The sequence below is a fragment of the Bacillus sp. BD59S genome (assembly GCF_007363175.1).
GTDB classification, from domain to species: Bacteria; Bacillota; Bacilli; order Bacillales; family Bacillaceae_G; genus Bacillus_A; species Bacillus_A pacificus.
In genome coordinates, this window is record NZ_CP034686.1 from 4,411,012 (window position 1) to 4,436,256 (window position 25,245).

The 25,245-nt window shown below is 37.0% G+C and carries 23 protein-coding genes, 1 pseudogene and 1 other annotated feature; of the genes and pseudogenes, 12 read left to right on the forward strand and 12 right to left on the reverse strand.

Translation table 11 applies throughout. The annotated features are described in order from the left end of the window. Window positions 1-5 precede the first annotated feature (5 nt). Entirely contained in the window at window positions 6-1,130 is a 1,125-nt protein-coding gene (locus EKQ63_RS25185; RefSeq protein WP_087996604.1) for a homoserine O-acetyltransferase family protein, read from the reverse strand. 152 nt (window positions 1,131-1,282) lie between these two features. Between EKQ63_RS25185 and EKQ63_RS25190 the strand changes: the two are divergent. From EKQ63_RS25190 to EKQ63_RS25210, 5 genes and pseudogenes are all read left to right on the forward strand, one after another. Beyond that, window positions 1,283-3,426, forward strand: a pseudogene (locus tag EKQ63_RS25190) (spore germination protein). Between the two features lie 17 nt (window positions 3,427-3,443). Next, the gene (locus tag EKQ63_RS25195) at window positions 3,444-4,544 is read left to right on the forward strand and encodes a spore germination protein (RefSeq protein WP_087954045.1); all 1,101 of its coding nucleotides are present in this window, start codon (window positions 3,444-3,446) and stop codon (window positions 4,542-4,544) included. Continuing rightward, window positions 4,514-5,599 carry a spore germination protein GerHC gene (gerHC, locus tag EKQ63_RS25200; RefSeq protein ID WP_087995863.1) on the forward strand — a complete coding sequence of 362 codons (1,086 nt, stop codon included), beginning with the start codon at window positions 4,514-4,516 and terminating at the stop codon, window positions 5,597-5,599. Before EKQ63_RS25195 ends, gerHC begins: the two co-directional genes overlap by 31 nt. A 90-nt stretch (window positions 5,600-5,689) precedes the next feature. Continuing rightward, window positions 5,690-5,875 carry a hypothetical protein gene (locus EKQ63_RS25205; protein WP_000038779.1) on the forward strand — a complete coding sequence of 62 codons (186 nt, stop codon included), beginning with the start codon at window positions 5,690-5,692 and terminating at the stop codon, window positions 5,873-5,875. Window positions 5,876-5,973: 98 nt separating this feature from the next. After that, entirely contained in the window at window positions 5,974-6,396 is a 423-nt protein-coding gene (locus EKQ63_RS25210; protein ID WP_000180552.1) for a pyrophosphohydrolase domain-containing protein, read from the forward strand. 44 nt (window positions 6,397-6,440) lie between these two features. On the opposite strand, the gene EKQ63_RS25215 is transcribed toward EKQ63_RS25210, so the two are convergent. From EKQ63_RS25215 to EKQ63_RS25270, 11 genes are all read right to left on the reverse strand, one after another. After that, window positions 6,441-7,370, reverse strand: coding sequence for a hypothetical protein (locus tag EKQ63_RS25215; protein WP_143881605.1), 930 nt, complete (start codon window positions 7,368-7,370; stop codon window positions 6,441-6,443). Window positions 7,371-7,573: 203 nt separating this feature from the next. After that, entirely contained in the window at window positions 7,574-9,982 is a 2,409-nt protein-coding gene (gene leuS / locus EKQ63_RS25220) for a leucine--tRNA ligase (RefSeq protein ID WP_087995861.1), read from the reverse strand. Between the two features lie 65 nt (window positions 9,983-10,047). Continuing rightward, window positions 10,048-10,267, reverse strand: a binding site (T-box leader). Window positions 10,268-10,454: 187 nt separating this feature from the next. Beyond that, window positions 10,455-11,648, reverse strand: coding sequence for an MDR family MFS transporter (locus EKQ63_RS25225; RefSeq protein ID WP_087954041.1), 1,194 nt, complete (start codon window positions 11,646-11,648; stop codon window positions 10,455-10,457). A 277-nt stretch (window positions 11,649-11,925) separates the two neighbouring features. Next, window positions 11,926-13,149 (reverse strand): cation:proton antiporter, encoded by a 1,224-nt coding sequence (locus EKQ63_RS25230; RefSeq protein ID WP_143881606.1) that lies wholly within the window; start codon window positions 13,147-13,149, stop codon window positions 11,926-11,928. 3 nt (window positions 13,150-13,152) lie between these two features. Then, the gene (locus EKQ63_RS25235; RefSeq protein WP_074620071.1) at window positions 13,153-13,650 is read right to left on the reverse strand and encodes a cation:proton antiporter regulatory subunit; all 498 of its coding nucleotides are present in this window, start codon (window positions 13,648-13,650) and stop codon (window positions 13,153-13,155) included. A 35-nt stretch (window positions 13,651-13,685) separates the two neighbouring features. Next, a complete protein-coding gene (locus EKQ63_RS25240) occupies window positions 13,686-14,252 on the reverse strand; it encodes a tyrosine-type recombinase/integrase (protein WP_000454216.1) in 567 nt (188 codons plus the stop codon). A 331-nt stretch (window positions 14,253-14,583) separates the two neighbouring features. Next, entirely contained in the window at window positions 14,584-16,443 is a 1,860-nt protein-coding gene (locus EKQ63_RS25250) for an FtsX-like permease family protein (RefSeq protein ID WP_087995859.1), read from the reverse strand. 16 nt (window positions 16,444-16,459) lie between these two features. After that, complete coding sequence (locus tag EKQ63_RS25255; RefSeq protein WP_029440190.1) at window positions 16,460-17,221, reverse strand: ABC transporter ATP-binding protein; 762 nt, start codon at window positions 17,219-17,221, stop codon at window positions 16,460-16,462. Window positions 17,222-17,567: 346 nt separating this feature from the next. Beyond that, on the reverse strand, window positions 17,568-18,590 hold the full coding sequence (locus tag EKQ63_RS25260) for a DUF418 domain-containing protein (RefSeq protein WP_087954039.1): 1,023 nt from the start codon (window positions 18,588-18,590) through the stop codon (window positions 17,568-17,570). A 136-nt stretch (window positions 18,591-18,726) separates the two neighbouring features. Next, entirely contained in the window at window positions 18,727-18,876 is a 150-nt protein-coding gene (locus tag EKQ63_RS25265; protein WP_001129344.1) for a hypothetical protein, read from the reverse strand. Window positions 18,877-18,891: 15 nt separating this feature from the next. Further along, window positions 18,892-19,155: a YtzC family protein gene (locus EKQ63_RS25270; protein ID WP_143881607.1), complete on the reverse strand. Its 264-nt coding sequence runs from the start codon at window positions 19,153-19,155 to the stop codon at window positions 18,892-18,894. Between the two features lie 111 nt (window positions 19,156-19,266). On the opposite strand from EKQ63_RS25270, the gene EKQ63_RS25275 reads away from it, so the two are divergent. The 7 genes from EKQ63_RS25275 (at window position 19,267) to EKQ63_RS25315 (ending at window position 25,243) form a co-directional block, all read left to right on the forward strand. Next, window positions 19,267-20,226 (forward strand): tRNA modification radical SAM protein MnmL/YtqA, encoded by a 960-nt coding sequence (locus EKQ63_RS25275; RefSeq protein WP_087954038.1) that lies wholly within the window; start codon window positions 19,267-19,269, stop codon window positions 20,224-20,226. After that, window positions 20,223-20,795: a tRNA 5-(aminomethyl)-2-thiouridylate-methyltransferase MnmM gene (locus EKQ63_RS25280; RefSeq protein ID WP_087954037.1), complete on the forward strand. Its 573-nt coding sequence runs from the start codon at window positions 20,223-20,225 to the stop codon at window positions 20,793-20,795. Before EKQ63_RS25275 ends, EKQ63_RS25280 begins: the two co-directional genes overlap by 4 nt. A 281-nt stretch (window positions 20,796-21,076) precedes the next feature. Beyond that, window positions 21,077-21,910 (forward strand): ABC transporter ATP-binding protein, encoded by an 834-nt coding sequence (locus EKQ63_RS25290; RefSeq protein WP_087995856.1) that lies wholly within the window; start codon window positions 21,077-21,079, stop codon window positions 21,908-21,910. A gap of 18 nt (window positions 21,911-21,928) precedes the next feature. Next, window positions 21,929-22,609: an ABC transporter permease gene (locus EKQ63_RS25295; protein ID WP_087995854.1), complete on the forward strand. Its 681-nt coding sequence runs from the start codon at window positions 21,929-21,931 to the stop codon at window positions 22,607-22,609. 24 nt (window positions 22,610-22,633) lie between these two features. Then, window positions 22,634-23,308, forward strand: a complete 675-nt coding sequence (locus EKQ63_RS25300) for an aspartate/glutamate racemase family protein (RefSeq protein ID WP_143881608.1) — start codon at window positions 22,634-22,636, stop codon at window positions 23,306-23,308. After that, complete coding sequence (locus tag EKQ63_RS25305) at window positions 23,305-23,829, forward strand: tetratricopeptide repeat protein (RefSeq protein WP_087995852.1); 525 nt, start codon at window positions 23,305-23,307, stop codon at window positions 23,827-23,829. Before EKQ63_RS25300 ends, EKQ63_RS25305 begins: the two co-directional genes overlap by 4 nt. Before the next feature lie 112 nt (window positions 23,830-23,941). Then, the gene (locus EKQ63_RS25315; RefSeq protein WP_143881609.1) at window positions 23,942-25,243 is read left to right on the forward strand and encodes a PepSY-associated TM helix domain-containing protein; all 1,302 of its coding nucleotides are present in this window, start codon (window positions 23,942-23,944) and stop codon (window positions 25,241-25,243) included. Window positions 25,244-25,245 lie beyond the last annotated feature (2 nt).

A 25,245-nucleotide genomic window follows, 5' to 3' on the forward strand; every position in this document is an offset into this window, starting at 1 on the left:
ATTTTCTACACAAAACTAGACACTTTCCGATTTAAAAATTCATAAACTTTCTTTTCAAACAAATGAATATCAAACACTCCCGCCATATGCCCATTTATACTTTCTATCTCATACACTTCTGCATACTTCCCTTGTTTTTGCAACATGTCTACCATTTTATAATTATAACGTGACGACTGAAGCAAATCTTGTTTACACGGAATCATAAGTACATTTGCTTCTATATTAGATAGTGCCTCTTCTAAAGACGAAAATCCATGCGCAATATCATGTAATAAAACTGCTTTCGCAGTGTACATCCATGAATTTGCATCTACTAAAGCTATACTTCTATTTGTCATTTTGTTAATTTCTTTCTCAAATGATGTTAATGTAGAAAATGTTTCATAAGGTTCTTTCTCTATACTATTACGAGGAAATGTCGTTTCATAAAAATGCTCATCAAACGCGTTCATAAACATCATTCTATTTGCTAACTGAAGCCCCTGCATTGGCTGCTCTTCTCCATATTTTCCGCCCTTCCAACTCGGATCCAGCTGGATAGCTTCAATTGCGTTTTGCGCTACATTTACCGACGTAATAATTGGATTTTGCGGGTTCGTAATAACACCAATCATCCGCTCTACCATATGAGGATAATGAACAGCCCATTGCTGCGCAATCATCCCGCCAGCTGACGGTCCCATTACAGCATGTAGCCTTGCGATTCCCATATCTTTTATTAACTCATATTGCATACGAGCTACATCAAGAAATGTAAAAACCGGAAAGTCCATCGCATATTCATCTCCAGTTTTCAGATTAATCGATTTCGGTCCCGTTGTAATGACATAAGGGTTCTTCACCTGCACATTACAAAGGTTATCAGTACATATAACAAAGTATTTATTTGTATCAATTGCTTTTCCCGGTCCAATTAAACCATCCCACCAACCAGACTCCTCATCATGCACCATGTATTTTCCTGCCGCATGACTTGTTGCACTAAAATAATGACAAACCAAAATCGCATTTGACCTTTCTCTATTTAAAGTACCATACGTCTCATACCCCATTTGAACAGGAATTGTCCTACCATTTTCAAATGTAAACTCCTTTAAAATAAATTTCTCCTTTTTTACAATTTGCACAGACTCGCCCTCTTCTCATCATAGTATGTACTGCTTACTAAAGGATTTTTTCTATGCAAACCAATCTCCTCCTTCTTTTCATAAATAAATGAATAATATACAAAATTAACCACAAAATAGCACTATATTACACAATCAAAGAGGGCATACATATGATTTGGAATTGGCTACGTAAGAAAAAAAAATCAAATACAACAGAGAAAAACGAAACAGATAACTCGGAGCAACATGCTAACAATCAAGAGGATGATAACAAAAAACTGACTAGAGGTATGAAGCATAATAAAGATAACAATGGCGAGCAAAAAAAAGAGGAACACAAGGGATCTTCCCACGATAAGCAGCAAAACCACTCGGATCAGGATCAACAGCAACATTCTAAGCAAGACAAATCCGAGCAAAATCAACAACAACACTCTAAACAAGACGACTCGGATCAGGATCAACAACACTCGAAGCAAGACAAATCAGAGCAGGATCAACAACACTCGAAGCAAGACAAATCCAAGCAAGGACAACAGCAACACTCTAAACAAGACGACTCGGATCAGGATCAACAACACTCGAAGCAAGACAAATCAGAGCAGGATCAACAACACTCGAAGCAAGACAAATCCAAGCAAGGACAACAGCAACACTCTAAACAAGACACAAATCAGAGCAAGGACAACAGCAAAACTCTAAACAAAACAGCTCGGAGCAAGGGCAACAGCAACACTCTAAGCAAGACAACTCGGAGCAGAATCAACAACAACACTCTAAACAAAACAACTCAGATCAAGGGCAACAGCAGCAAAACTCTAAAGGTAATAGTATTTATGATTTTACGAAACCAGAAAAAGACCGTATCCATTCTCTACAAAATTTAATAGAGAAGCTGAAAAAGTCTAGTGATTTTGTGAATTATCATACATCCGACGACGAAACGATGCCTTATTGGATTTCTTACTATCGTCCTTCGCTTGATGGAGAGAAATTACAAAAATATTTAATGCCCACTCTTTTAGAACGACCTAATGCATCACTAGAAGAGCTGAAGGAACATATTCCGATGAGCGGCATTACAATTACGAACGATTTACAAAAAATTGAAGACATGGTTTTAAAAGGGCATGCGATTGTTCAAGTAAATCAACAAGATCAAAAATGTATGCTCGCAAATATTGCAATTGATAATTATCGTGCGCCAACTCCTCCTTTAAACGAATCGACTGTTATTGGTCCGCAAGAAGGTTTTGTAGAGGATATTGATACAAACATAAATTTAGTACGAAAACGTCTTCCTGTTTTAGATTTACAAACAAAAGAGATGATTATCGGTGAGTTTTCCAAAACAAAAGTTGTCATGATGTATTTAGACAACCTCGCTGAAAAAGATAATGTTGATTTTCTAGAGGAGTCTTTACGTGCTCTTGAATATGATCAAATTAATGATAGCGCTTATATACAAGAATTGATGGGAGAAAAATCGATTTTCCCTCTCTATATCAATACAGAACGCACTGATAGAGTTACAAAAGCACTAATCGATGGTAAAATCGCTATTTTTGTGGACGGTTCTCCAAGTGTTTTACTAACACCTGTATCCTATTTCGATTTTTTTATTTCACCAGAAGACTACAACGTCTCCTGGATGTACGCTACATTTTCAAGGATTTTAAGATTAATTGCCGTTCTATTTTCAATTTGTGCTACACCGTTATACGTTGCAGTTTTAAATTATCATTATGAACTCATTCCAAGTGATTTACTTGAAACTTTAATTTTATCAAGAGCACAAGTACCATTCCCGCCTTTAATTGAAGCACTCTTTTTAGAACTTGCAATCGACTTACTGAGGGAAGCTGGCGCGAGGTTACCGATGAAAGTTGGTCAAACGCTCGGTATTGTAGGCGGTATCGTAATCGGGCAAGCATCTGTACAAGCTGGTTTAACGAGTAATATTTTATTAATTATCGTTGCCTTATCAGCACTCGCTTCCTTTATTACACCTATTTATAAAATGGGTAATGCGGTTCGATTACTACGCTTCCCATTTCTCATATTTGCAGAAATAGGAGGACTTTTCGGGATTTCTCTTGGATTTATCTTCTTATTTACGCATCTATTTAGACTTACTTCTTTACGCAAGCCATACGCTTTGTTCTACCCAACAAGACAACAATCTGTTAAAGATTCTTGGATTCGTTTCCCTTTAACAATGATTGATACAAGAGATGTACAAGCAAGACCACAACATGTAAAAAAAGCAGCGAAAGGAATTTCAACAAAACATAGATCGGACTTTGATGATTAAGAAATGAGGTGCATTCGATGAGTAAAGTTCAAGAAAAATATCAAATATCTCCTATCTTCGTTTTCTTCTTAATTCACGGTGCACAGTTCGGTGCTGGCGTTCTCGGCTTCGCTCGAATCATCGCAAAGGCCGCTGGATACGACGGATGGATGGGCGTTCTAATCACAGGACTCTGTATCCATCTCCTTATATGGATGATGTATTTTTTATTAAAAGAAACAAATGGAAATTTAATTGATTTACAAAGGCAAACGTTTGGAAAGTGGATAGGGAATGTCTTTAATATCATCTTTGCAGCTTATTTTTTAATCGTCAGTATTTCGGTTATTCGAACGTATGTCGAAATTATTCAAGTATGGATGTTTCCTACCGCTTCCACCTTTATGTTAACACTCTTTTTGTGCTTAGTTAGCTATTACATTATCTCTTCTGGATTTCGTGTAATTACCGGTATTTGCGTCATCTCTGTTGGTGGTACATTAGGATATTTATTTCTAAGCTTATTCGTTTTGAAATATTCACATTGGGATAATTTACTACCTATATTCACACATTCTTTTTCAGACATTTTAAAATCCGCTCAACTGTCAATCTACAGTATGACCGGTTTTGAGATTTACCTCATGGTATATCCATTTGTGAAAAAGCCTATGCAATCTCATAAATACGCTCAGCTTGGAGCACTATTTTCAAATCTTCTATATTTATTTAGCACCCTTTTAGCCTTTGCATTTTTTAGTGAAAAACAATTGTTAAAAACGATATGGGCACAACTTTCTATGACCCAAGTCATTCAATTACCATTTATAGAAAGACTCGAATATATTGCAATTTCAGGCTATGCACTCGTTATTATTTCAAGTTTTATCCTCCCTTTATGGGCGTCAATGAGAGCAACTCACGAAATATTCCGTGTAAAACAAAGGGGTGTTTTAATCGCTTTTATCTTTATCACTCTCATTGTTTCACAACTTTTAACAAACAGACAAGATATTAATAACTTTATTAGTAATGTATCAAAGGTTAGTTTTTGGCTCATTTATGTATACATCCCAATCCTATTTATTATTGTGTGGGTGAAAAGAAAATGGAAAAAATCAAAAGCACAAGCAAATTAATACTTATTTCTTGTATAACATTATTCAGTCTAACTGGATGTTTACAAAAAAATATTATCGACGATGTACAGCTGATTCAAGGAACAGTTTTTGATGCAGCAAAAGATAATAAAGTAAAAGTAACATTCGTTTGTCCGGTTCAAAAAAAGGGAAATAAAGTTCAAGTTTTTGAAGGAACTGCAAATGCGGTAAAACAAGTAAAAGCAAACACATCTTTAGAGTCTTCTCAACCTTTTGCTAGCGGGCAAATGCGTGTCGCTCTATATACGATCAGACTTGCAAAAAAAGGAATGTCTACTTCATTCGATACATTACTTCGAGATGTAAACATAGGGAACGCTTTATATGTTGGTTTATTAGAGGGGAATGGTACTGAACTTTTAAAAGGCAAATATTCGACTTCATACAACGTTGCAATTTATATAAAAAAGTTGCTAGAACATAATATGGAGACCGGTCCTTTACCAACTGATAATCTCCATGTAGGAGCATTCCGTTATTATCAAGAAGGGCAAGACTACTATATTCCCATTCTAAAGAAGCATGGTGATAAAATAAAAATTACCGGAATTGGCCTTTTTAAAAAGGATAAATATATCGGTAAAATTGCGGAAAAAGATATGTTCATATTTAAAGGACTATTAGAGAAACATAAATTAGATTCACATGAATTTAAAACAGATTCTGCGTATGTAATGATTAATAATATTCGTTCTGTTCCAACTTACGATATAAAAATTAAAAACGGGAAGCCTTCTTTTTTCATTCACGTTCATCTTGATGCACGTATTCAAGAACTATCAAAGCAAATTAACTTAGAAAATAACAAGAACACAAAAAACATTGAAAAAAATGTTCAAAAACAATTAGATAAACAAGCTGCTAAGTTAATTAAGCAACTTAAGTCTTTAGGCGTCGATCCTCTCGGGCTAGGTGCTAAATATAAGCAACATTATCGCCCATTCAAATTAGAAGAGTGGAGACAAATGTACAAAGATGTTCCAGTTACTATAAAATACACCGTAAATATTACAAATTCTGGTGTAATTGAATGAGAAATGATTGAACTCCTCTCTCCAGCATGATACAACGGAAAGAGGAGTTTTTATTTTAGATAGAGAGAGAAGATATTTATGGGGGAGCTTATGTCTAAAAAATTAGTAAAGCCTATTTTAAATGGTATTTTATTTCTCGGCGTCTTTTTATTTGCTCATACATATTTAAAAAATGTTTCCTTCACACGTTATTTACTTGTCGTTATCCCTATGTTACTCGTTGGTATATTTGGCATCGATCTTATTTTATCCATTTTAATTAAGAAAGAAGAATAACAGGCGAGCATCTTATTTTCTATAAGATGTTCTTTTCATTTCATAATCACCTTATGTTACAATGGGATTCGGCACAAAGCGAGAAAGGATGAAACAACATGACAAACGAAAAAGGTTTAGATAAAGGGTACGAACTTGTTGCGAAAATGCACGAAGTATTCGGACATCCTGTGACAAATACTCCAACAAAATTAGCAGAAGAGCGCGCAAAAATCCGTGCGAGTTTTATGCAAGAAGAGCTAGAAGAATTTCTAGAAGCAACGACTGTTGAAGATCAATACGATGCACTGATTGACCTTATTTACTTTGCATTCGGCACGTTTGCCGAAATGGGCGTACGTCCTGATAAAGGATTCGAAATTGTAAATAATGCAAACATGGCAAAACTATTCCCTGATGGGAAACCAAGATTCCGCGAAGGCGACGGCAAAATTCTAAAACCTGAAGGCTGGCAAGCACCAGAGCCACAACTTCGTGCTGAAATCGAACGTCAACGCCAAGAAGCTGAAAAAAACTGCTAGGATTTCCTAGCAGTTTTTTATTATGTCTTTTTTCTTTTGGCTCATTAATGACCCACGTGTCCAGCATGCCCTGCTGCTCCACCAATGCTAGCTGCTCCTGCCGCTGCCCCTCCTGCCCCCATTCCACCTGTCCAAGGAGAAGATTGTTGTTGTTGATACTGTTGATACTGTTGGTGTTGTTGGTGTTGTTGACCTTGATGACCATGTTGGCCATGATGACCGTGCTGACCGTGCTGACCTTGATGGTGATGCTGGCCATGGTGACCGTGCTGACCTTGATGGTGATGCTGACTATGGTGACCGTGCTGGTGGCCTTGATGTGTTTGATAAAGAACAGCTTGCGGATGAATGTGGTGTTGACCGTGGTGATGTACTTGTTGTTGGTGATGATGTACATGGTGGCCGTGTTGGCCTTGGTGATGGTGATGACCTTGATGACCGTGCTGACCTTGGTGATGGTGATGACCTTGATGACCGTGCTGACCTTGGTGATGGTGATGACCTTGATGACCGTGCTGACCTTGGTGATGATGATGTACATGGTGGCCGTGTTGGCCTTGGTGATGGTGATGTACATGATGACCATGAACAGCTTGCGGATAACCACCTACTCCGCCTGCCACAACACCTACTCCCGGTACCGGAAATCCTGTTTGTACTCCTCCAACGAAAGATGGGAATGTAGTTGGTACCCCTACTGGAATTCCTGTCTGTACGCCAGCTACCGATGTTGGAAATCCTCCTGTTACTGTAGGCATTCCAGCCCCTGATGTCGAAAAGCCTCCCATTAATGTAGGCATTCCAGTTTGCATACCAGCTACCGATGTCGGAAAACCTCCTGCTGCTCCGCCCATCCAGCTCGGAATACTACCGTATCCTTGTTGGCCAGCTCCTCCCATTAACATCATTTGTTCATAACTATCCGAACCACCTCCGAAAAAACCATGTGGTGCATTATTGTCCATCCCTTTCATTCCTTTCACCTCTTCTACTCAATTTAGCCTACCTTTTCTATCATATTTCCTATAGAAAAATAGGTGTTTGTCTGTATGGGAATTCCGCTCTTTTATTTGTACGTAATGGAATAATTGAAAACTTACACTAAGGTGATCCAGAGATTATTTTCTACACAAAAAAGCTCAGAGTATACATACTCTGAGCTTTTATTTAGAATGAATTAGTTTGCAACAACATTAACAAGTTTTCCAGGAACTACAATTACTTTACGAACTGTTTTACCTTCAATTTGGTCCTTAATTGCTTCAAGTGCAAGTTGTTCCATTTCTTCTTTTGATGCGTCTTTACTCATTGTTAGTTTTGCGCGAACTTTACCCATAACTTGAACAACGATTTCAACTTCATCTTCTACAAGTTTAGACTCATCAAATGTTGGCCAGCTTGCATATGTGATTGTTTCATTGTATCCAAGTTTGCTCCATAGCTCTTCCCCAATGTGAGGTGCAACTGGTGCAATCATTTTTACGAATCCTTCTACATATTCTTTCGGAAGTGTTTCAGCTTTGTATGCATCGTTGATGAATACCATCATTTGAGAAATCGCTGTGTTAAAGCGAAGCTCTGCATAGTCTTCTGTTACTTTCTTCACTGTTTGATGGTAAGCTTTTTCAAGCTCTTTATTTGGTGCATCAGTAATTTTCTCACTTAATTCACCGTTATCTTGAACGAATAGACGCCATACGCGGTCTAGGAAACGACGAGCTCCGTCAAGACCATTTTCAGACCAAGCAATTGAAGCATCTAATGGTCCCATGAACATTTCGTATAGACGAAGTGTATCTGCCCCGTGGCTTGCTACGATATCATCAGGGTTTACAACGTTACCTTTTGATTTACTCATTTTCTCGTTGTTTTCACCTAGAATCATACCTTGGTTGAATAATTGTTGGAACGGCTCTTTCGTTGGAACTACACCAATATCGTATAATACTTTATGCCAGAAACGAGCATATAGTAAGTGAAGTACAGCGTGTTCTGCTCCGCCGATATAAATATCAACTGGAAGCCATTGTTTTACTTTTTCAGGATCTACAAGTGCTTCGCTATTGTTTGGATCGATGTAACGTAGGTAGTACCAGCAGCTACCAGCCCATTGTGGCATTGTGTTTGTTTCACGACGACCTTTTTTACCAGTTTCAGGATCAACAACATTTACCCACTCGTCAATGTTAGCAAGTGGTGATTCACCTGTACCTGAAGGACGGATGTTTTCTGTTTTCGGAAGAACTAATGGTAATTCTTCTTCTTTCACAGCTGTCATTGTGCCATCTTCCCAGTGGATTACTGGAATTGGCTCGCCCCAGTAACGTTGACGGCTGAATAACCAGTCACGTAGACGGTACGTTACTTTTTGATTTCCTGCGCTCGTTACTTCAAGCCATTCAATCATTTTTGCGATTGCTTCTTCTTTATTTAAACCATCAAGGAATGCTGAGTTTACGTGTGCACCATCACCTGTGTATGCTTCTTTCGTAATGTCTCCGCCTTTTACAACTTCCTTCATTGGAAGATTGAACGTTGATGCGAATTCATAGTCACGCTCATCATGAGCTGGAACTGCCATTACAGCACCTGTTCCGTAAGTTGCAAGAACGTAATCAGCGATCCAGATTGGTAACTTCTCACCATTTACTGGGTTAACTGCGTAAGCACCAGTGAATACACCAGTTTTCTCTTTCGCAAGTTCTGTACGCTCTAAATCACTCTTCATTTTTACAGAATTAATGTAAGCTTCTACAGCTTCTTTTTGTTCAGCAGTTGTAATATCAGCAACAAGTGCATGTTCCGGAGCAAGTACGCAGTAGCTTGCACCGAATAATGTATCAGGACGCGTTGTGAAAACTGTGAACTTCTCGTCTGTACCATCGATGTTGAAGTGTACTTCGGCACCTTCAGAACGACCAATCCAGTTACGTTGCATATCTTTTAAGCTTTCTGGCCAATCAAGCTCATCTAGATCTTCTAATAGACGATCTCCGTAAGCTGTAATTTTTAACATCCACTGTCTCATCGGACGACGCTCAACTGGATGTCCACCGCGCTCACTCTTACCGTCAATGATTTCTTCGTTTGCAAGTACTGTACCAAGTGCTGGGCACCAGTTTACAGGTACTTCATCAACGTAAGCTAAGCCTTTTTCAAATAGTTTTAGGAAGATCCATTGTGTCCACTTGTAGTAGTTTGGATCTGTTGTATTTACTTCACGGTCCCAATCGTAAGAGAAACCTAATGATTTAATTTGGTTACGGAATGTATTAATATTATGCTCTGTAAATTCAGCTGGGCTGTTTCCAGTATCAAGTGCATATTGCTCTGCTGGAAGACCGAATGCATCCCATCCCATTGGATGAAGAACGTTATATCCTTGCATACGCTTCATACGAGATAAAATATCTGTCGCTGTATAACCTTCCGGATGTCCTACGTGTAAGCCTGCACCTGATGGATATGGGAACATATCTAGTGCATAAAATTTTGGTTTTTCTGTCTCATCTGGCGTACGGAATGTTTTATTCTCTTCCCAGTACCCTTGCCACTTCTTCTCAATTTCTTGATGATTAAAGCTCATGAGATACCCTCCTTGAAATTCTATTTATTTTCACCGCCCAAAATACAAAAAACCTCTCATCCCTAGAAAGGGACGAGAGGTTATAGATTCCCGCGGTACCACCCTAAATTAATGTAAAAATATACATTCGCTTAGATCCGTAACGTGGATTAACGGCAATTGCTACTATTAGTTTCACAACTGCAACTCAAAGGCGAGTTCATAACGAAACGTGGATTGACTTGCACCGACCGTCAACTCTCTAAACCAGCTTCTATTACTACTACTCCTTCTCACTGTTATTACAAATATGAGTTAAGTGAACTACCCTTCGCTTAGTATCTCTAAAGAGCTTACTTAAAGCGGGGCTTCTCGGTTAATCGTTACTTTTAATAACTAACGAATTCGTCTTAAGACAGCCGAGCTATCTCCCTTGTTCTAAAGGTTGTTTTATTTAAATATATTCTAAAACATGTGAACATGTTCCGTCAAACTAAACTGCAATTTTTTCTTCAACTGTTTCTTCTACTTTTACTCGTTTATCATACATACTCGTTGCGATAAGCGCTACTACAAGCATTACCATGATTGCTATAAACAATACTTCCATATTATATAAATCAACAATTGCTCCGCCAACGACTGGCCCGAACATTTTCCCTACAGTCGCTGCACTATTTACAACACCTTGATAAAACCCTAACTTATCTTTTGGCGCAAGTATATTTGCAATCGTTGGAACTGCTGGCCATACGAATAACTCACCAATTGTTAGTGTTACCATCGCAACAAGGAACATCGTAAATTGCTGCGCTTGACTTAATACAATGAATGACGCCGCAAAAATGATGATTCCGATTATAATTTGTTGTTTTAAAGAACGTTTCATCCAGCGAATTAGCATACTAACTAGTGGCTGTGCACAAACGATCATCGCTCCGTTTATCGTCCATAATAAACTATAGTGACGAAGGCTAATGTTTAATTCTTGCATATGTGTTGCGATCGCCCCTTGCCACTGTACGTATGTAACCCAGCATAAAGCATATGCTACACATACGATAAGAAGTGCTTTGAATCCAGGTGTAAGCGACCAACCTTTTTTCATTTCGGTTTCTTTTTGCACTCCTGGCTCTTTTTTGTCTTCCATACCACGGAATCCAATAAAAGCAATCAGAAAGAAAACAAAGTATAAAATAAAGTTTGCTAAGAAAATATAGTCAAAACGATACGATGCAACTAATCCACCACATGCTGTTCCGATTGCAATCCCAACATTTTGTCCAACATACATCGCATTAAATGCTCGTCTTCCGCCCTCTGGCCAAACCGTACCAACCATCGCGTACATCGATGGGAAGACCATTCCAGAACCAAAACCGATTAACGCTAGCCACACAACGTATAAAGGCCAACCGTGGAAGAACACAAGACCTAAAATCGATACGAGTGTAATCACAATTCCTACTAAAGTTGATTTATAACCGCCCCATTTATCAAATAAAACACCGCCGAGCAAGTTTCCGATTACACCAGTAAGCGAGTTGATCATTAATACCATTCCGGCCACAGATAAAGATTTTCCTAGGTGATCATGCAAATAAATTGTATTAAAAGGCCATAAAAAAGAAGCACCCGTGACATTAATAATCATCCCAGCTACTAATAGCCATACTTTCCTTGGCATAGTCTCCCCTCCTATTCTATTTTTTTCGTTCATATATATAACAGTAAAATTGTAGTCGTTTTTAAATAGGAAGGCAACTGATTAATAGTTGATGAAATTCAGATAATGGTTTGTCGGTAAATGAAATTATATGATTGCTGTTTGAAAATATATCGGCGATTCTCGAAATATATCAGCGACTATTAAGATATATTGACTTACCGACAAAAAACGACAGCAGTAACAATAAAAAAAAGAGGAGATTACATGAAGTTCATGCAGCCTCCCCTTATTTATACTATCCAACTTCCTTTTCTCGCTTTGCACGTTCTTTCGCACTCCATTTAAACACCTTATCTAATAGAGAGTATATTCTCCCAGACTCTTTCGTTAATAACGGTCCTAACGATGCCAATATTAAAACATATAAAGCAGAGAACGGTTTAATCGCTGCCATTAAGCCACCGGCAATGCCGATATTCGCTACAATAATAGAAAATTCCCCGCGTGATACGAGTGTTAAACCTATATTCGTAGAAGCCTTATGGGATAACCCGGCTTTACGTCCTGCAATCATTCCAGCAGTAAAATTGCAGATTAGAGTAATGAAAACTGCTCCTAATGCCAACCAGACTGCTCCTCCAAGCGAAAACGGGTCTATGCTTAAACCGAAGCTGAAAAAGAATATGGCTCCAAAGAAATCACGGAATGGGACGACGAGCTTCTCAATTCGATCGCTATGCTCTGTTTCAGAAAAGACGAGTCCTAACAATAACGCTCCAATTGCCTCAGCGACATGAATCGTTTCGGAAAATCCTGCTACGAAGAATAAAATAGCGAATATTACGATAATAAAAATTTCATTTGAGGAAATATCTAATATTTTATTTAAGAACGGCGTAGCTTTTCTAGCGATTACAAAGAATAGTAGCATATACCCTACTGCGATTAACACCGATGTAAGAGCACCTACAAATGATGTGGCACCACCGAGTACTAACCCTGAAACGACTGATAAATATACAGCTAAAAAAATATCATCAAACATGATGATTCCTAATATTAATTCAGTCTCTTTATTACCAGATCTTCTTAAATCAACAATTACTTTTGCAACAATTGCACTCGATGAAATTGTAATGATTCCAGCAATAATTAACGTCTCTAATAGGGGGAAGCCCATCACATAGCCATAAAGCAAACCTAATATGAAATTAAGTGATATGTGGACAGTCCCCCCAAAAGCAATTGATTTTCCTGATTTAATTAATTTTTTTATTGAGAATTCTAAGCCTAAATAGAATAGGAGGAATATGACGCCAACACGGCCGAGGAAGGAAATAACTTCTCCGCTTTCAATAAACCTTAAATCGATAAGTCCTAAATCGGGGGCATGAGGCCCCACTAACATACCGAGTATAATGAGAAACGGAATAATCGAGAACTTTAACTTCGCAGCGAGGATAGCTGCAAAAGCTACTAATACTAACGCAGTTCCAACTTCAAAGATTAAAGTATCCATCGATTATGAATCACCTCCTGATGAAAGCAATTCATTAATAATTCTTTTCACTTCATGTCTTTCACCCGATAACACGAGCATATCGCCAGCTTCAATAATAGAGTCTGGACCTGGATTAAAGAATTTCTTCATATTCTTTTTTAAAATAGCAATAATCGTTACGTTATATGTTTTTCTGACATGTAAGCTACCAATTGTTTTTTGTACGACTGGTGCATGATTTTCCACCTTAAACCATTCAATTGATAATCCTTCAAAAGCCATCTCAATCGTGTCTAACGCTTGTGGTCTATATACCATTCCGCCTAATATAGCCGCAATTTGTCTCGCTTCAGAATCACGAAGAGAAATGCTTGAAATACTCTCATCATGATCCGCATCAAAATGATACATTTCTCTTCGGCCATCATCATGAATTACAATAACCAGCTTTTCATTGCCTTTTGTAATTACTTCAAACTTACATCCAATGCCCGGTAGTTCACTCTCTCTAATATTCATAATTCCCGCCTCCTAAAGTTTTTTAGTTACGGCTTTTACAAATCTACATCAATCTCTGTTTTAAATTCTTCATCTTTTGAGATTCCCAAATACTTTAATGTCTCTGAAGGTGTCGCGTGATGGAAATGCTTTTGCAATAGCGCAATTGCTATTCCCCTTTTATACGCGTGAAATCCAAATGTTTTTCTCATTGAGTTCGTTCCAATCTTTCCAACAATCCCAACCGCTTCAGCAGCATTATGAATTACACGATACGCTTGTTGACGCGTAATTGAATTTTTCGTTTTATTCGATTGAAATACGTAGTTTTCTCTTTTCACATCAATAGATTGTACATACTCTAAAAGTGCTTCTTTTACTTTTGTATTTAAATAAATATCTTGTTTAAACTTTTCATCTTTCACAGGAAGAGAATAAAACTCTTTAACAGTTCCATCTTCATGTAATACCTCTTCAAATTTCATACTAAGTAGCTCAGTAATCTTTAATCCTGTGTTAATTCCAATAACAAATAAAAGATAATCTCGCTGTGAGTGCTCTTTTAAATACTTTTTCATAGCCTCAATTTGGCTTATATCTTTTAATGCCTCTACAACTTCCATACATGTATTCTCCTCATCTTATGAACGGTAATTTTCTCATCATGTTGTCCATTTTACCTTATCACGCTATGAGATTTCCATGTATTATCCATTATTTTTACAATATACTTTTAGGTTTGGAAATTTATAATTGTGCAAATACAGTAGGGGTAGGAATAATAGGGGGATACAAGTTCAGCCTCTTTCTCCAGATCGGATTCCTCCTTTCATTTTCCAGCTGCTTCTACTTCTATATTATGTTACTTACTTATATTATATTATATATTTCAGTAACATTAAAGTGTTTTTTTCTGAAAATAATAAAAACCGAGCAGTTTCGCTCGGTTTTTTACTAATCTTCTTTCGGAAGAACAATTCCTTTATACAATTGAACGGTAATGACGTAATAAATCGTGTAAATAACTACGAAAATTACGATTGGTACCCAAATACGGAAGTACGGATCGATTAAAATAAATCCGAAAATATTCATACCGACTAATACGTGAGCAATACCTACAATTGCTGGGAATAAGAATACTAAGAATAACTCTTTATAAATCGATTTCGTTAATAATTCACGGCGCACACCGATTTTACGAAGCATTTGATAACGCGTAATATCTTTTGATGCACCTGAAAGAATTTTAAACATGAGACAACTTGCCATCATTGCTAAGAAAGCAATTCCAAGGAAGAATCCCATAAATACTGTTCCGCTCGCAAAGCCGTAGAACATGTCATACATTTGATGTTTACTATTCATTTGTTCAGCTTTTACATTTTTATATTTATCTAGTTGCAACTCGTCAATTTTTTTCCATTCTTTTTCATATGTTAAGAAATCATCTACTTTTCCGATAAATGCTATACCTTCTTTACCATTTATCTCATCGTACATTTTTTGATTTACAATTTTAATTGCATGATCCTGATGTACATAGAATGGTTGGATTGTTCTGAAAGCCTCGTCCCATTCTTGTGGAAGTTCTTTCGCATTCGCATCTTTTTCATTCATTTCTCTAGCAACTGCACCTACTGGTAGTTCCTCTGAGACTTTTTTCGTTTTCACGCCATCCTTCATCGACTTCATATTTTCCATATCTCTTATTACAGGACGATTTTTCTCTAAATCCTCTTTTACATAGTAAACGTATTTATCATCGATTTTGTAACGATATTCATTTTTCTCTTTAAATGTAATACCATTTAAAATTTTCTTTTCTTCAGCCGTTGGATTATGAACTACTGAATCATAAATTTCAAATCCATCAACCATTTTTATAACGTTATTTTTAAACGCCATACCGCCTGAAATTGCACCAGCTCCGAGCGCAACTAACATTGCTACCGTCGCAAGCACCTTCGTTAAACTATTAATACGGAAATTTAATTGCGCAAATGTAAAAGCGTTAAGTCCTTTTTCACTACGCTTTTTATTACTTTTTAACTTTTTAATAATAACCGGGAGAAGTGATCCAAATAGCATGTAAGTACCAGCTGTTGTGGTAATTAATGCAATAATGATTCCCATTTCTCTTAGTTTTTCCATGTAAATCATTGATGCATAGCCCATTCCTAACAAAATAACCGCAAGGAAGGCAACTAAACCTGTCATTTTTCCTTTTACTGCAACACGTTCTGTTTGTGCGTCTGCATGTACAAGTTGCAGTACAGAAATACGTGATAACTTAATACTGTTCATAATTGCTGATAATACAAATAGTGCAAAGAAGAAGATGCAAGTAACAGTCATTGATGGTAAATAAAATGCTTTATATCCTTTACCAGTAAATTCTAATTGATTCATTAACAACTGTCCGATACCCTCTGCAAGTCCTACACCAACTATAAGACCAATCGCAAGAGACGCAGCACCTAATACGATTGTTTCGATAAACATAAGTAATGTAACTTTATGCTTTTTTGCTCCTAACATCATATACATACCAAACTCTTTTTGACGAAGAGATAATAAGAAAGAGTTCGCATATAAAATATAGAAGAACGTTATAATGGCTAGTAAAAATGAACCTGCTTGGAATACAAATCCAATTTGGCCAATAGTAGAATTTTCTTTAAGGAAAGCTTCGTTTAACGCTAATGTTTGGAACATATAAAAAATTGAAATGGACATGACAAGACCAACAAGTAAGACAATATAGTCCTTCAGCTTACTTTTTAATCCTGACATAGAAAGCTTAAATAACATGCCTGAACCTCCTTCCTTATGCTTTTTGTGTACCTAAATCTGCAAGTACATCTAAAATTTCTTTATAGAACTCTTCACGCGTACCGCCACGGTGAATTTCTTTATATAGCTCACCATCTTGAATGAATAAAATACGTTGACAGTAACTTGCACTATACGGATCATGTGTAACCATCATAATAGATACACCTTGCTCTTGATTTAAGTTTGTCATCGCATCAAGTAAGCTCGCTGCATTTTTAGAATCAAGCGCTCCTGTTGGCTCGTCCCCTAAAATAATTGCTGGCTCATGCACTAAAGCACGTGCTGCTGCTGAACGTTGTTTCTGTCCACCAGATACTTCAGATGGATATTTTTGAAGTATTGCCGAAATGCCTAACATATCAGCTACCTTTTCTACTTTCGGTCCAATATTACGTGATGAGACACCTTGCAGAGATAATGGAAGTGCGATGTTTTCATAAATAGATAAGTTCTCTAATAAGTTAAAGTCTTGGAAGATGAATCCTAACTTTTGTGAACGGAAATCTGACAGCTCACCTTGCTTCATTTTTGTAATATCCGTTCCTGCGATTTCAACAACGCCGCCTGTTGCTTTATCTAGCGTTGAAATTACATTTAATAATGTTGTTTTACCCGAACCAGATGGTCCCATAATCCCAACAAACTCACCCTCTTGAATTGAGAATGATACACCTTTTAATGCATGTGATTGGTTCTCACCTTTTTTACCGTACACTTTTTGAACGTTTTTCACGTCTACAACTGGTTTCGTCATATATATCCTCCTACGCTTGTTTTTCCATTACCTATTTTGCGCCTTTTGGAGATGAACTGCTATTTGTTAACATTACAATTACCTTACACTTTTGTAATATAAAAAAGGTTTGCTTGTAAGCTTGGCTTTTACTACTAGTGACATATTGAATCGGTAAATGAAATTATATTGGCGATTTTTCAAATATATCGACCGTAACTCCAAATATATCGGCGATTTTCAAAATATATCGACTTATCGACAAAAGCTGACAATAAAAATGAGCTGTTCCACAAAAGGAACAGCTCACTTCTCACTTTATCCCACTTTAATGGGCAGTAAGACCCCCACTGATTAAAGTTTCACTTTATTTCTTTAAAGGCGTTACCGTCCAGTACGTAATAACACGCCAAATCCATTCTAATGGACCCATTTTAAAGATTTTCATCCAAATCACACTAAACACAATTTGAATTGCATAAATTGCAATGCATACGTATAACGTCTGCATGTAAGTTAAATTTCCTGCAAAATTAAATACACTTCCTGCGATTAAAATCATTGCAGTTTGACCGATATAATTTGTTAAAGCCATACGTCCATAATATTTCAGTGGCGCTAACAATGTTTGAACTGGTTTTAATTGAAGTAATAAAATTAATGCTCCAACATAGAAAGCTGAAATAATTGGTCCAACAGTAATACCTATTTTTAAAAATTGGCTTGCAGCATCCATTGTTCCATCTTCAGTTTCCATTATCCCATTTATAAATGGTTCAGCAGGAACGTGCCCATATTGATACCATACAGCTATGACACTTAAAACAAACATAATACCTGTAAAAATAGCGACTTTCTTTATATTTTGCGCAAGATTTTCAAATACACGATATTGTCCTGCAGCAAGCCCTAATAAAATTAGACCTAGCGGTAAAAATTCTTTCGCTCCCATTATACTGAAGGTAATTGTCAAAATAAGCCCTAGTACTAGGTTCACTTCTTTTTTCGCTTTATAAAACGGTAAAACGATTAATCCGCAAATTGCATATAACGCTAATGCCTCTCCGGGTTGAAACATTTGATGAATCAAACCGAAAATGAATAGTGCAACTAAGCGGCGTAAAAATAAAACATATCCATTTTTGCCCTTTGCAATTGCTCTAGAGATAAAGATATAGAATCCCACTCCAAATAAGAATGAGAAGATTGAGAAAAAACGACCTTCTACAAACAAGTATAAAAACCTTTGATAGCTAGCATCCACTGTATTAGGATCTGGAATTTTAATGTTAAGTAGTGCAAGAATATTTACTAAAATAATCCCCAGTAATGCGAAGCCACGAATATAATCTAACTCATCAATTCGTTTGTTTGTAATATTGTTCCCCATAAAGCAACTCCTTGTCCAAAATTCAATCCTCCCTTACTCTACTGGAAAAGTAAGCTTACAACTATCGACAAACCTTACAGAAATCTTACATTATTGTCATATAGCAAAATAAAACCAGGTCATATTGCGACCTGGTCTACTCTGATTGCTTCGATTTTTGAGGTTGTCCTTTTTTACTGTTACGCTGTTTTACTTGCACAACTGGATCAAGTTCATTTGAAAACTCAGCGTTATGTCCATTTTGCGTTTTTTGCTCTGGATTATTTTGATCTGAACGTTTCGCCATTACATTCACTCCTTATTAGTGCGGTGTAATAATCATTTGATGTTGCAATTGGCGAATTGCCATACGTGCTCTATTTAACTGCTCACGTTGCTCATCATTCGCATGTTGTTGCATCGTTTGTAAATCGTTATATGCTTGTTCCAATTGCAACTGCGCATCTGAATACTCCATCGTATTGTAATGCTCTTGTCTCATACCTTGGTCTAATTGTTCTTTCGCATATTCCAACGCTTGTTCCGCTTGTGTAATATACGATTCAAGTGATTGACGCTCTGCCATAATTGTCCCTCCTTGCTTCAATTCCCCTTTAGTGTGTCCCTTCCATATGAACCTTATGAGTATGTTATAATGGATTTTGTTTCATTTTGACTCGGCTTAGGAGGGAAAGTAATGAAGGTTCAAAACCCTTTTCCATATACAAACGACAATAAACGTTATCATACATGGAATTACCATTTACGAAATGAATTTGGTGAAAAAATCTTTAAAGTATCATTAGATGCTGGCTTCGATTGTCCGAACCGTGACGGTACAGTTGCTTATGGCGGTTGTACATTTTGCAGTGCTGCTGGATCTGGTGACTTCGCTGGTGATCGCCGCGATGATGTTATAACGCAATATCATGAAATGAAAGAAAAAATGCGCTCAAAGTGGAAAGACGGAAAATGTATCGCTTATTTCCAGGCGTACACAAATACACATGCACCACTTGACGTGTTAAAAGAAAAATTCGAACCGCTTCTAGCTGAAAAAGACGTTGTCGGTCTTTCTATCGCAACTCGTCCAGATTGTTTACCGGACGATGTCGTTGCATATTTAGCGGACTTAAATAAACGTACGTATCTTTGGGTTGAACTCGGACTACAAACTGTTCATGAACGTACTGCAAACCTTATTAATCGCGCTCACGATTATCCGTCTTATGTGGAAGGCGTAAATAAATTACGTAAGCACGGCATTCGAGTTTGTTCTCATATTATTAACGGTCTTCCTCTGGAAGATTACGACATGATGATGGAAACAGCTCGTGAAGTAGCGAAGCTTGATGTACAAGGAATTAAAATTCATTTACTTCATTTATTAAAAGGAACGCCAATGGTGAAGCAATATGAAAAAGGACAACTAGAATTCCTTTCTCTTGAAGATTACGTAAGTCTCGTTGTTGACCAGCTTGAAATGATTCCAGAAGACATAATTGTGCACCGTATCACAGGTGACGGTCCACCGGATTTAATGATTGGTCCAATGTGGAGCTTAAATAAATGGGAAGTATTAAATTCCATCGATGCAGAATTTGTACGCCGCGGAAGCTGGCAAGGAAAATATGCAAATGAGGAGAAACAAAAATGAAATTAGAACGTGTATTACCGTTTGCTCGCACTCTCTTGCAAACGGCAGTAAAAGAAGGCGATTACGCTGTAGATGCAACTTTAGGAAACGGTCATGACACTTGCTTCCTAGCTGAAATCGTTGGCGATAACGGAAAAGTATTTGGATTTGATATTCAAAAAGAGGCAATTGAAAGCTCTACAACTCGTCTAAAAGAAAAAGAACTTTTCGAACGTACTGTTTTAGTTCACGATAGTCACGATACACTTCTATCCGTACTACCAGAAGATGCAAAAGGAAAAGTAACAGGCGCTATCTTCAACTTAGGTTACCTTCCAGGCGGGGACAAGCATATCGTTACAAAACCGAACTCAACAATTTCAGCAATCGAACAATTATTAGAAATAATGGCACCTGAAGGTATCATCGTCCTTGTTATTTACCACGGACATCCAGAAGGACAAGTAGAACGCGACGCTGTTCTCAAATTTGCCGAAGAACTAGACCAAAAACAAGCTCACGTACTGCGATATGGCTTCATTAACCAGCAAAATAACCCGCCATTTATTGTGGCGATTGAGAAACGATAAAGTGAAACTTTAATCAGTGGGGGGAATCCCCCACTGATTATTAGTTGAACCAATCGGGCATTTATGGGCAGTTTATCTCCCACCTAACTTCTTTGCTCCACCCGAATTTTAAGATGGGAGTTTTACTGCCCGTTAATGCGGGGTAATATATCAACGATTTCTCGGATATATCGATTGTTCGACAAAACATAACAAAAAAAGACGTGCACTCATTGCACGTCTTTTTGTTATTCTCCTATATAATGGATATATACACTATTTGAAGAAAGAAGGATAGAAGTTTGTTAGTAGAACTAAGAGGAATTCAAAAGAAGTATGGTAAATCACTTATACTAGACAACATTGATTTATCCATTCCAGAAGGAGAAGCACTCGCTATTATTGGCGGGAACGGGACTGGAAAAAGTACTCTGCTCAAAATAATTGCAGGATTTATTTTACCTACAGCAGGGACACTTCAAAGAAAAGAACATATACAAATCGGCTATGTACCTGAACATTTTCCTGAAGGAATTCGTTTTACATTAGAGGATTATCTATATCATCTCGGCCACATTCACGGTTTATCAACAAAATATGTAAAAGATAAAATTCCGATGCTCCTTGAGTCTTTCCATTTACATCATGCAAGGCATTCCGTTGTACGAAACTTTTCAAAAGGCATGAGACAAAAAACAGGTATTATGCAAGCATTACTTACGGACGTCCATTTATTAATTTTAGACGAACCGCTTTCTGGGCTCGATCCTAACTCTCAGCAAGAATTAGAACATATTTTACTCTCATTAAAACAACAAGGCATATCTATACTCTTCACATGTCACGAAAAACAACTATTAGAAAACTTCGCCGATAGAATTGTGACGTTAGCAAATCATACAATTGTGGAAAATATCCCTGTACAAAAAGGGGCAGAACAAGTCTATATTGAAGCAATCGTTCACGAAACATTTTCAGCGATAGAACTACAAAAACAATCCGGTTTTATACACGTTGCACACAATTCAAATCAAAACCTTATTCAATTGCACATCGAAAAAGAATATACAAATGACATACTTCAGTTTTTATTACATAAAAAAGCATCTATCACACTGCTACAACCTAACTTTTAAATCGAAAGAAGGTTTATTATGTTTGCTCTTATTCGTTATCACTTTCTCGACTATACAAAATCGTATAAGTACGTCCCTCCTATTACGATGTACTTCATGAGCTTACTTTTTGTATATGCATATAAACCGACTCCTATTGTACCGACATATTTAGAAACAGCACTCGCACTTTATTTATTATCCGCCTGGATTACAATCACAATTTTTCATACCGAAGATCCTGTACAAGAGCAAATCACTATTTCACATACAAATAATATTTCCGCATTATACGTTGGTAAATATATTACGGCTCTTCTCATTTGTACTGTATTATCTTTTATATCCGTAATCTATCCCATTATTTTGCAAATGTTTAATGAGAAAATGACAGTTTCTTTATTTCTAGTCGGATTTCTCTCTCACATGTCTTTCTCTATACTAGGAATTTCAATCGCAACATTATTTACTAGAAATACGATTCAAAAAGCAGGCACTGCTTGGCTTAGCCTTACATTTATATTGCTTATAACGATTGCATCTATCCGGTTTAAAAAAGAGTTACTATGGTTTTTACCACCTGTCGAAAGCTTTCTAATGCTTGGACAATACAAATATAATATACTGACTCACACGCTATGGCTCACAGCTTGGGCTATCGTATATTCATTTTTATTATTTACCTTATTTCTGTTTATCGTTCGCAAAAAACGTTTTTAATTACATATTAAAGGAGACGAAACAATGATCGGAATACTAGCAGGAATGGGACCAAAATCAACTGGTCCATTCGTCGATACAGTTGTAGCAAAGTGCCAAACAATATACGGAGCAAAGCATGATATGGACTTTCCTAATATGATGATTTATTCGTGCCCAACACCATTTTATATGGATCGCCCTATTGATCACGAAGCGATGAAAAAAGCGATTATTGAAGGGGCACAAAAACTCGAAAGTACTGGCGTAGAATTTATCGCTATGCCGTGTAATACAGCGCATCTTTATTTTGAAGAATTACAGCAATCTCTTTCTATCCCGATTTTAAATATAGTCGATGAAACGTTACAAGCAATTCCTAAAAACGTAAAAAGAGTCGCTCTTCTCGCAACAGAAGCAACTGTTCAAGCTGGTATTTACCAAGATGGGATTGCAAAGCGTAATATAGAATACATTCATCATGAAAAATGGCAAGAAATGATTAGTCAAATCATTTCTTGTATTAAATCTGGAGAGGTTGAAGAAGCTCGCGAATTGTGGAATGCGCTCGTTTTACAATTGAGAGATGAAGTAGATACTGCCATTATCGCATGTACCGATTTGAATGTTGTGGCGAGTGAGGATTTTGTTGATTCCTCTCAATGTCTTGCGAAAGCGATTGTTAAGATGTATTTAGAAAATATACGGGGGGCCAAATGAATATACCTTTTGAAATGGGATACACGTTTGATGAAAACCTTAGAGAAAAACCTTTATCCCTTGCTGAAATGAAGCAAGGGATTGTATTTTTGAAAGAGGATTTACATGAAGGACCATTATATGGGAAAAACTGCGGATTAATCGGTGTTTATGAACGAATCACTGGCAACCTTTCTGACAGTAAGTATTACTTACAGAAGGCCATTGAATATTACACACAAACAGACAACATCCAAGGGCTTTTTATTAACAAACTTCGTCTCGCACATACATATCATTGGGAAAGAAATTTTTCTGCTGCAAATACAATCTTTGCCAAACTTCTACAAACACTACCAGACTTACCCGCTTATGAAGATTTTTTCTACCAACATTATGGAAAAAGCAAATTAGATGAGGGTGACTTCCAAACCGCCCTTACTTATTTTCAAAAGGCACTTCAAATTAGGCTACAAAAAGGAAATGAAGAGCTAATTCATTCAACTAAGCTTTGCATTGCGTATTGTATGTCTCACCCATAAAAATCCCCAAAACTTTTAACTTTCTTCACAATTCTTTCAAAGTAATCACACTTAATCTCGCTATATTAAATAAGTAGTTATTCATATAGGGAAGGTTAGGGGAACTGAAAGTATGAAAGTAAATCGTTCGCTTCATTACATTTTTTGGCGTTGGCATTTTTATGCTGGGCTTTTTATTACGCCGCTTCTTATTACGTTATCACTAAGCGGAATTGGGTATTTATTTCGGGAGGAAGTTGAAGATTTCATCTATAAAGATTTATATTTTGGGAAGAGTGCTCAAACAGAATCTATCTCAATGGCTGATTCTATTTCCTTAACAGAGAAAAAATATCCACATTATAGTGTGGCGAAAATTAGTGAGTTTAATGGGGATTATAATACGAGACTTACGATTGCAAATGAGTATACTGGACAACAAAAGTATGTGTATTTAGATAGCAATAATCAAATTGTTGGGGATCAAAATGCAAGTGAAACATTTGCGAATATAATGCGTGAATTACATAGTTCTCTTTTAGTTGGTGGCACTGTCGTTAACTATATTGTAGAACTTGCGGCATGTTGGACAATCTTCTTAATTGTGACTGGGTTGTATATGAGTATTCGCCAGTTCAAAAACACACCGGCATCCAATAAGCGAGAAAAAGCAAAAAGACGTCATTCTTTTATCGGTATTATATTTACAATTCCTCTCGTTCTGCTAGTCGCATCTGGATTGCCGTGGTCAGGATTTATGGGCAACCAAATTTATAAAATCGCAGCGTCGAATGAATCAATCGGATATCCAAAGTTGTATCTGGCACCGCCTGAATCAAAGGTAAAAGAATTGCCGTGGGCAACTAGAAAAGAAGCTCCTCCTGAATCGAATTCGAATGAACCGAAAGCAATTTCTGTCGATGAATTACAAAAAGGAATTGAAATAAAGAAGCCATATGTTCTTTCACTACCAGCTGATCCGAAAGGTGTATTCACCGTTTCGAAATCAAGCGGTTCTGGTATTACAGGTATGCATGTTGCACCAAATGAGGAAATAACAGCTTACTTTGATCAATATAGCGGGGAACTCATTTCAAAAACGGACTATCGTGATTATGGCTTATTTGCACAATGGTTCACTTACGGTATCCCGCTTCATGAAGGTCATTTATTCGGATGGCCAAATAAAATATTATGCTTACTAACGACATTATCTTTATTACTTCTCATTTATTACGGAATAAAAATGTGGTTAGCAAGAAAGCCGAAAGGAAAATTAGCAGCACCGCCAAAGCAAAGAGATAAGAAAAGCATAGCCGTTTTCTTTATCATGATGGTTATACTAGGCGCTATCATGCCTTTATTCGGACTATCTGTTTTAGCTATTTTTGTGATTGAACTTCTTATATATGTATTTTCAAAAATACGATCATAATA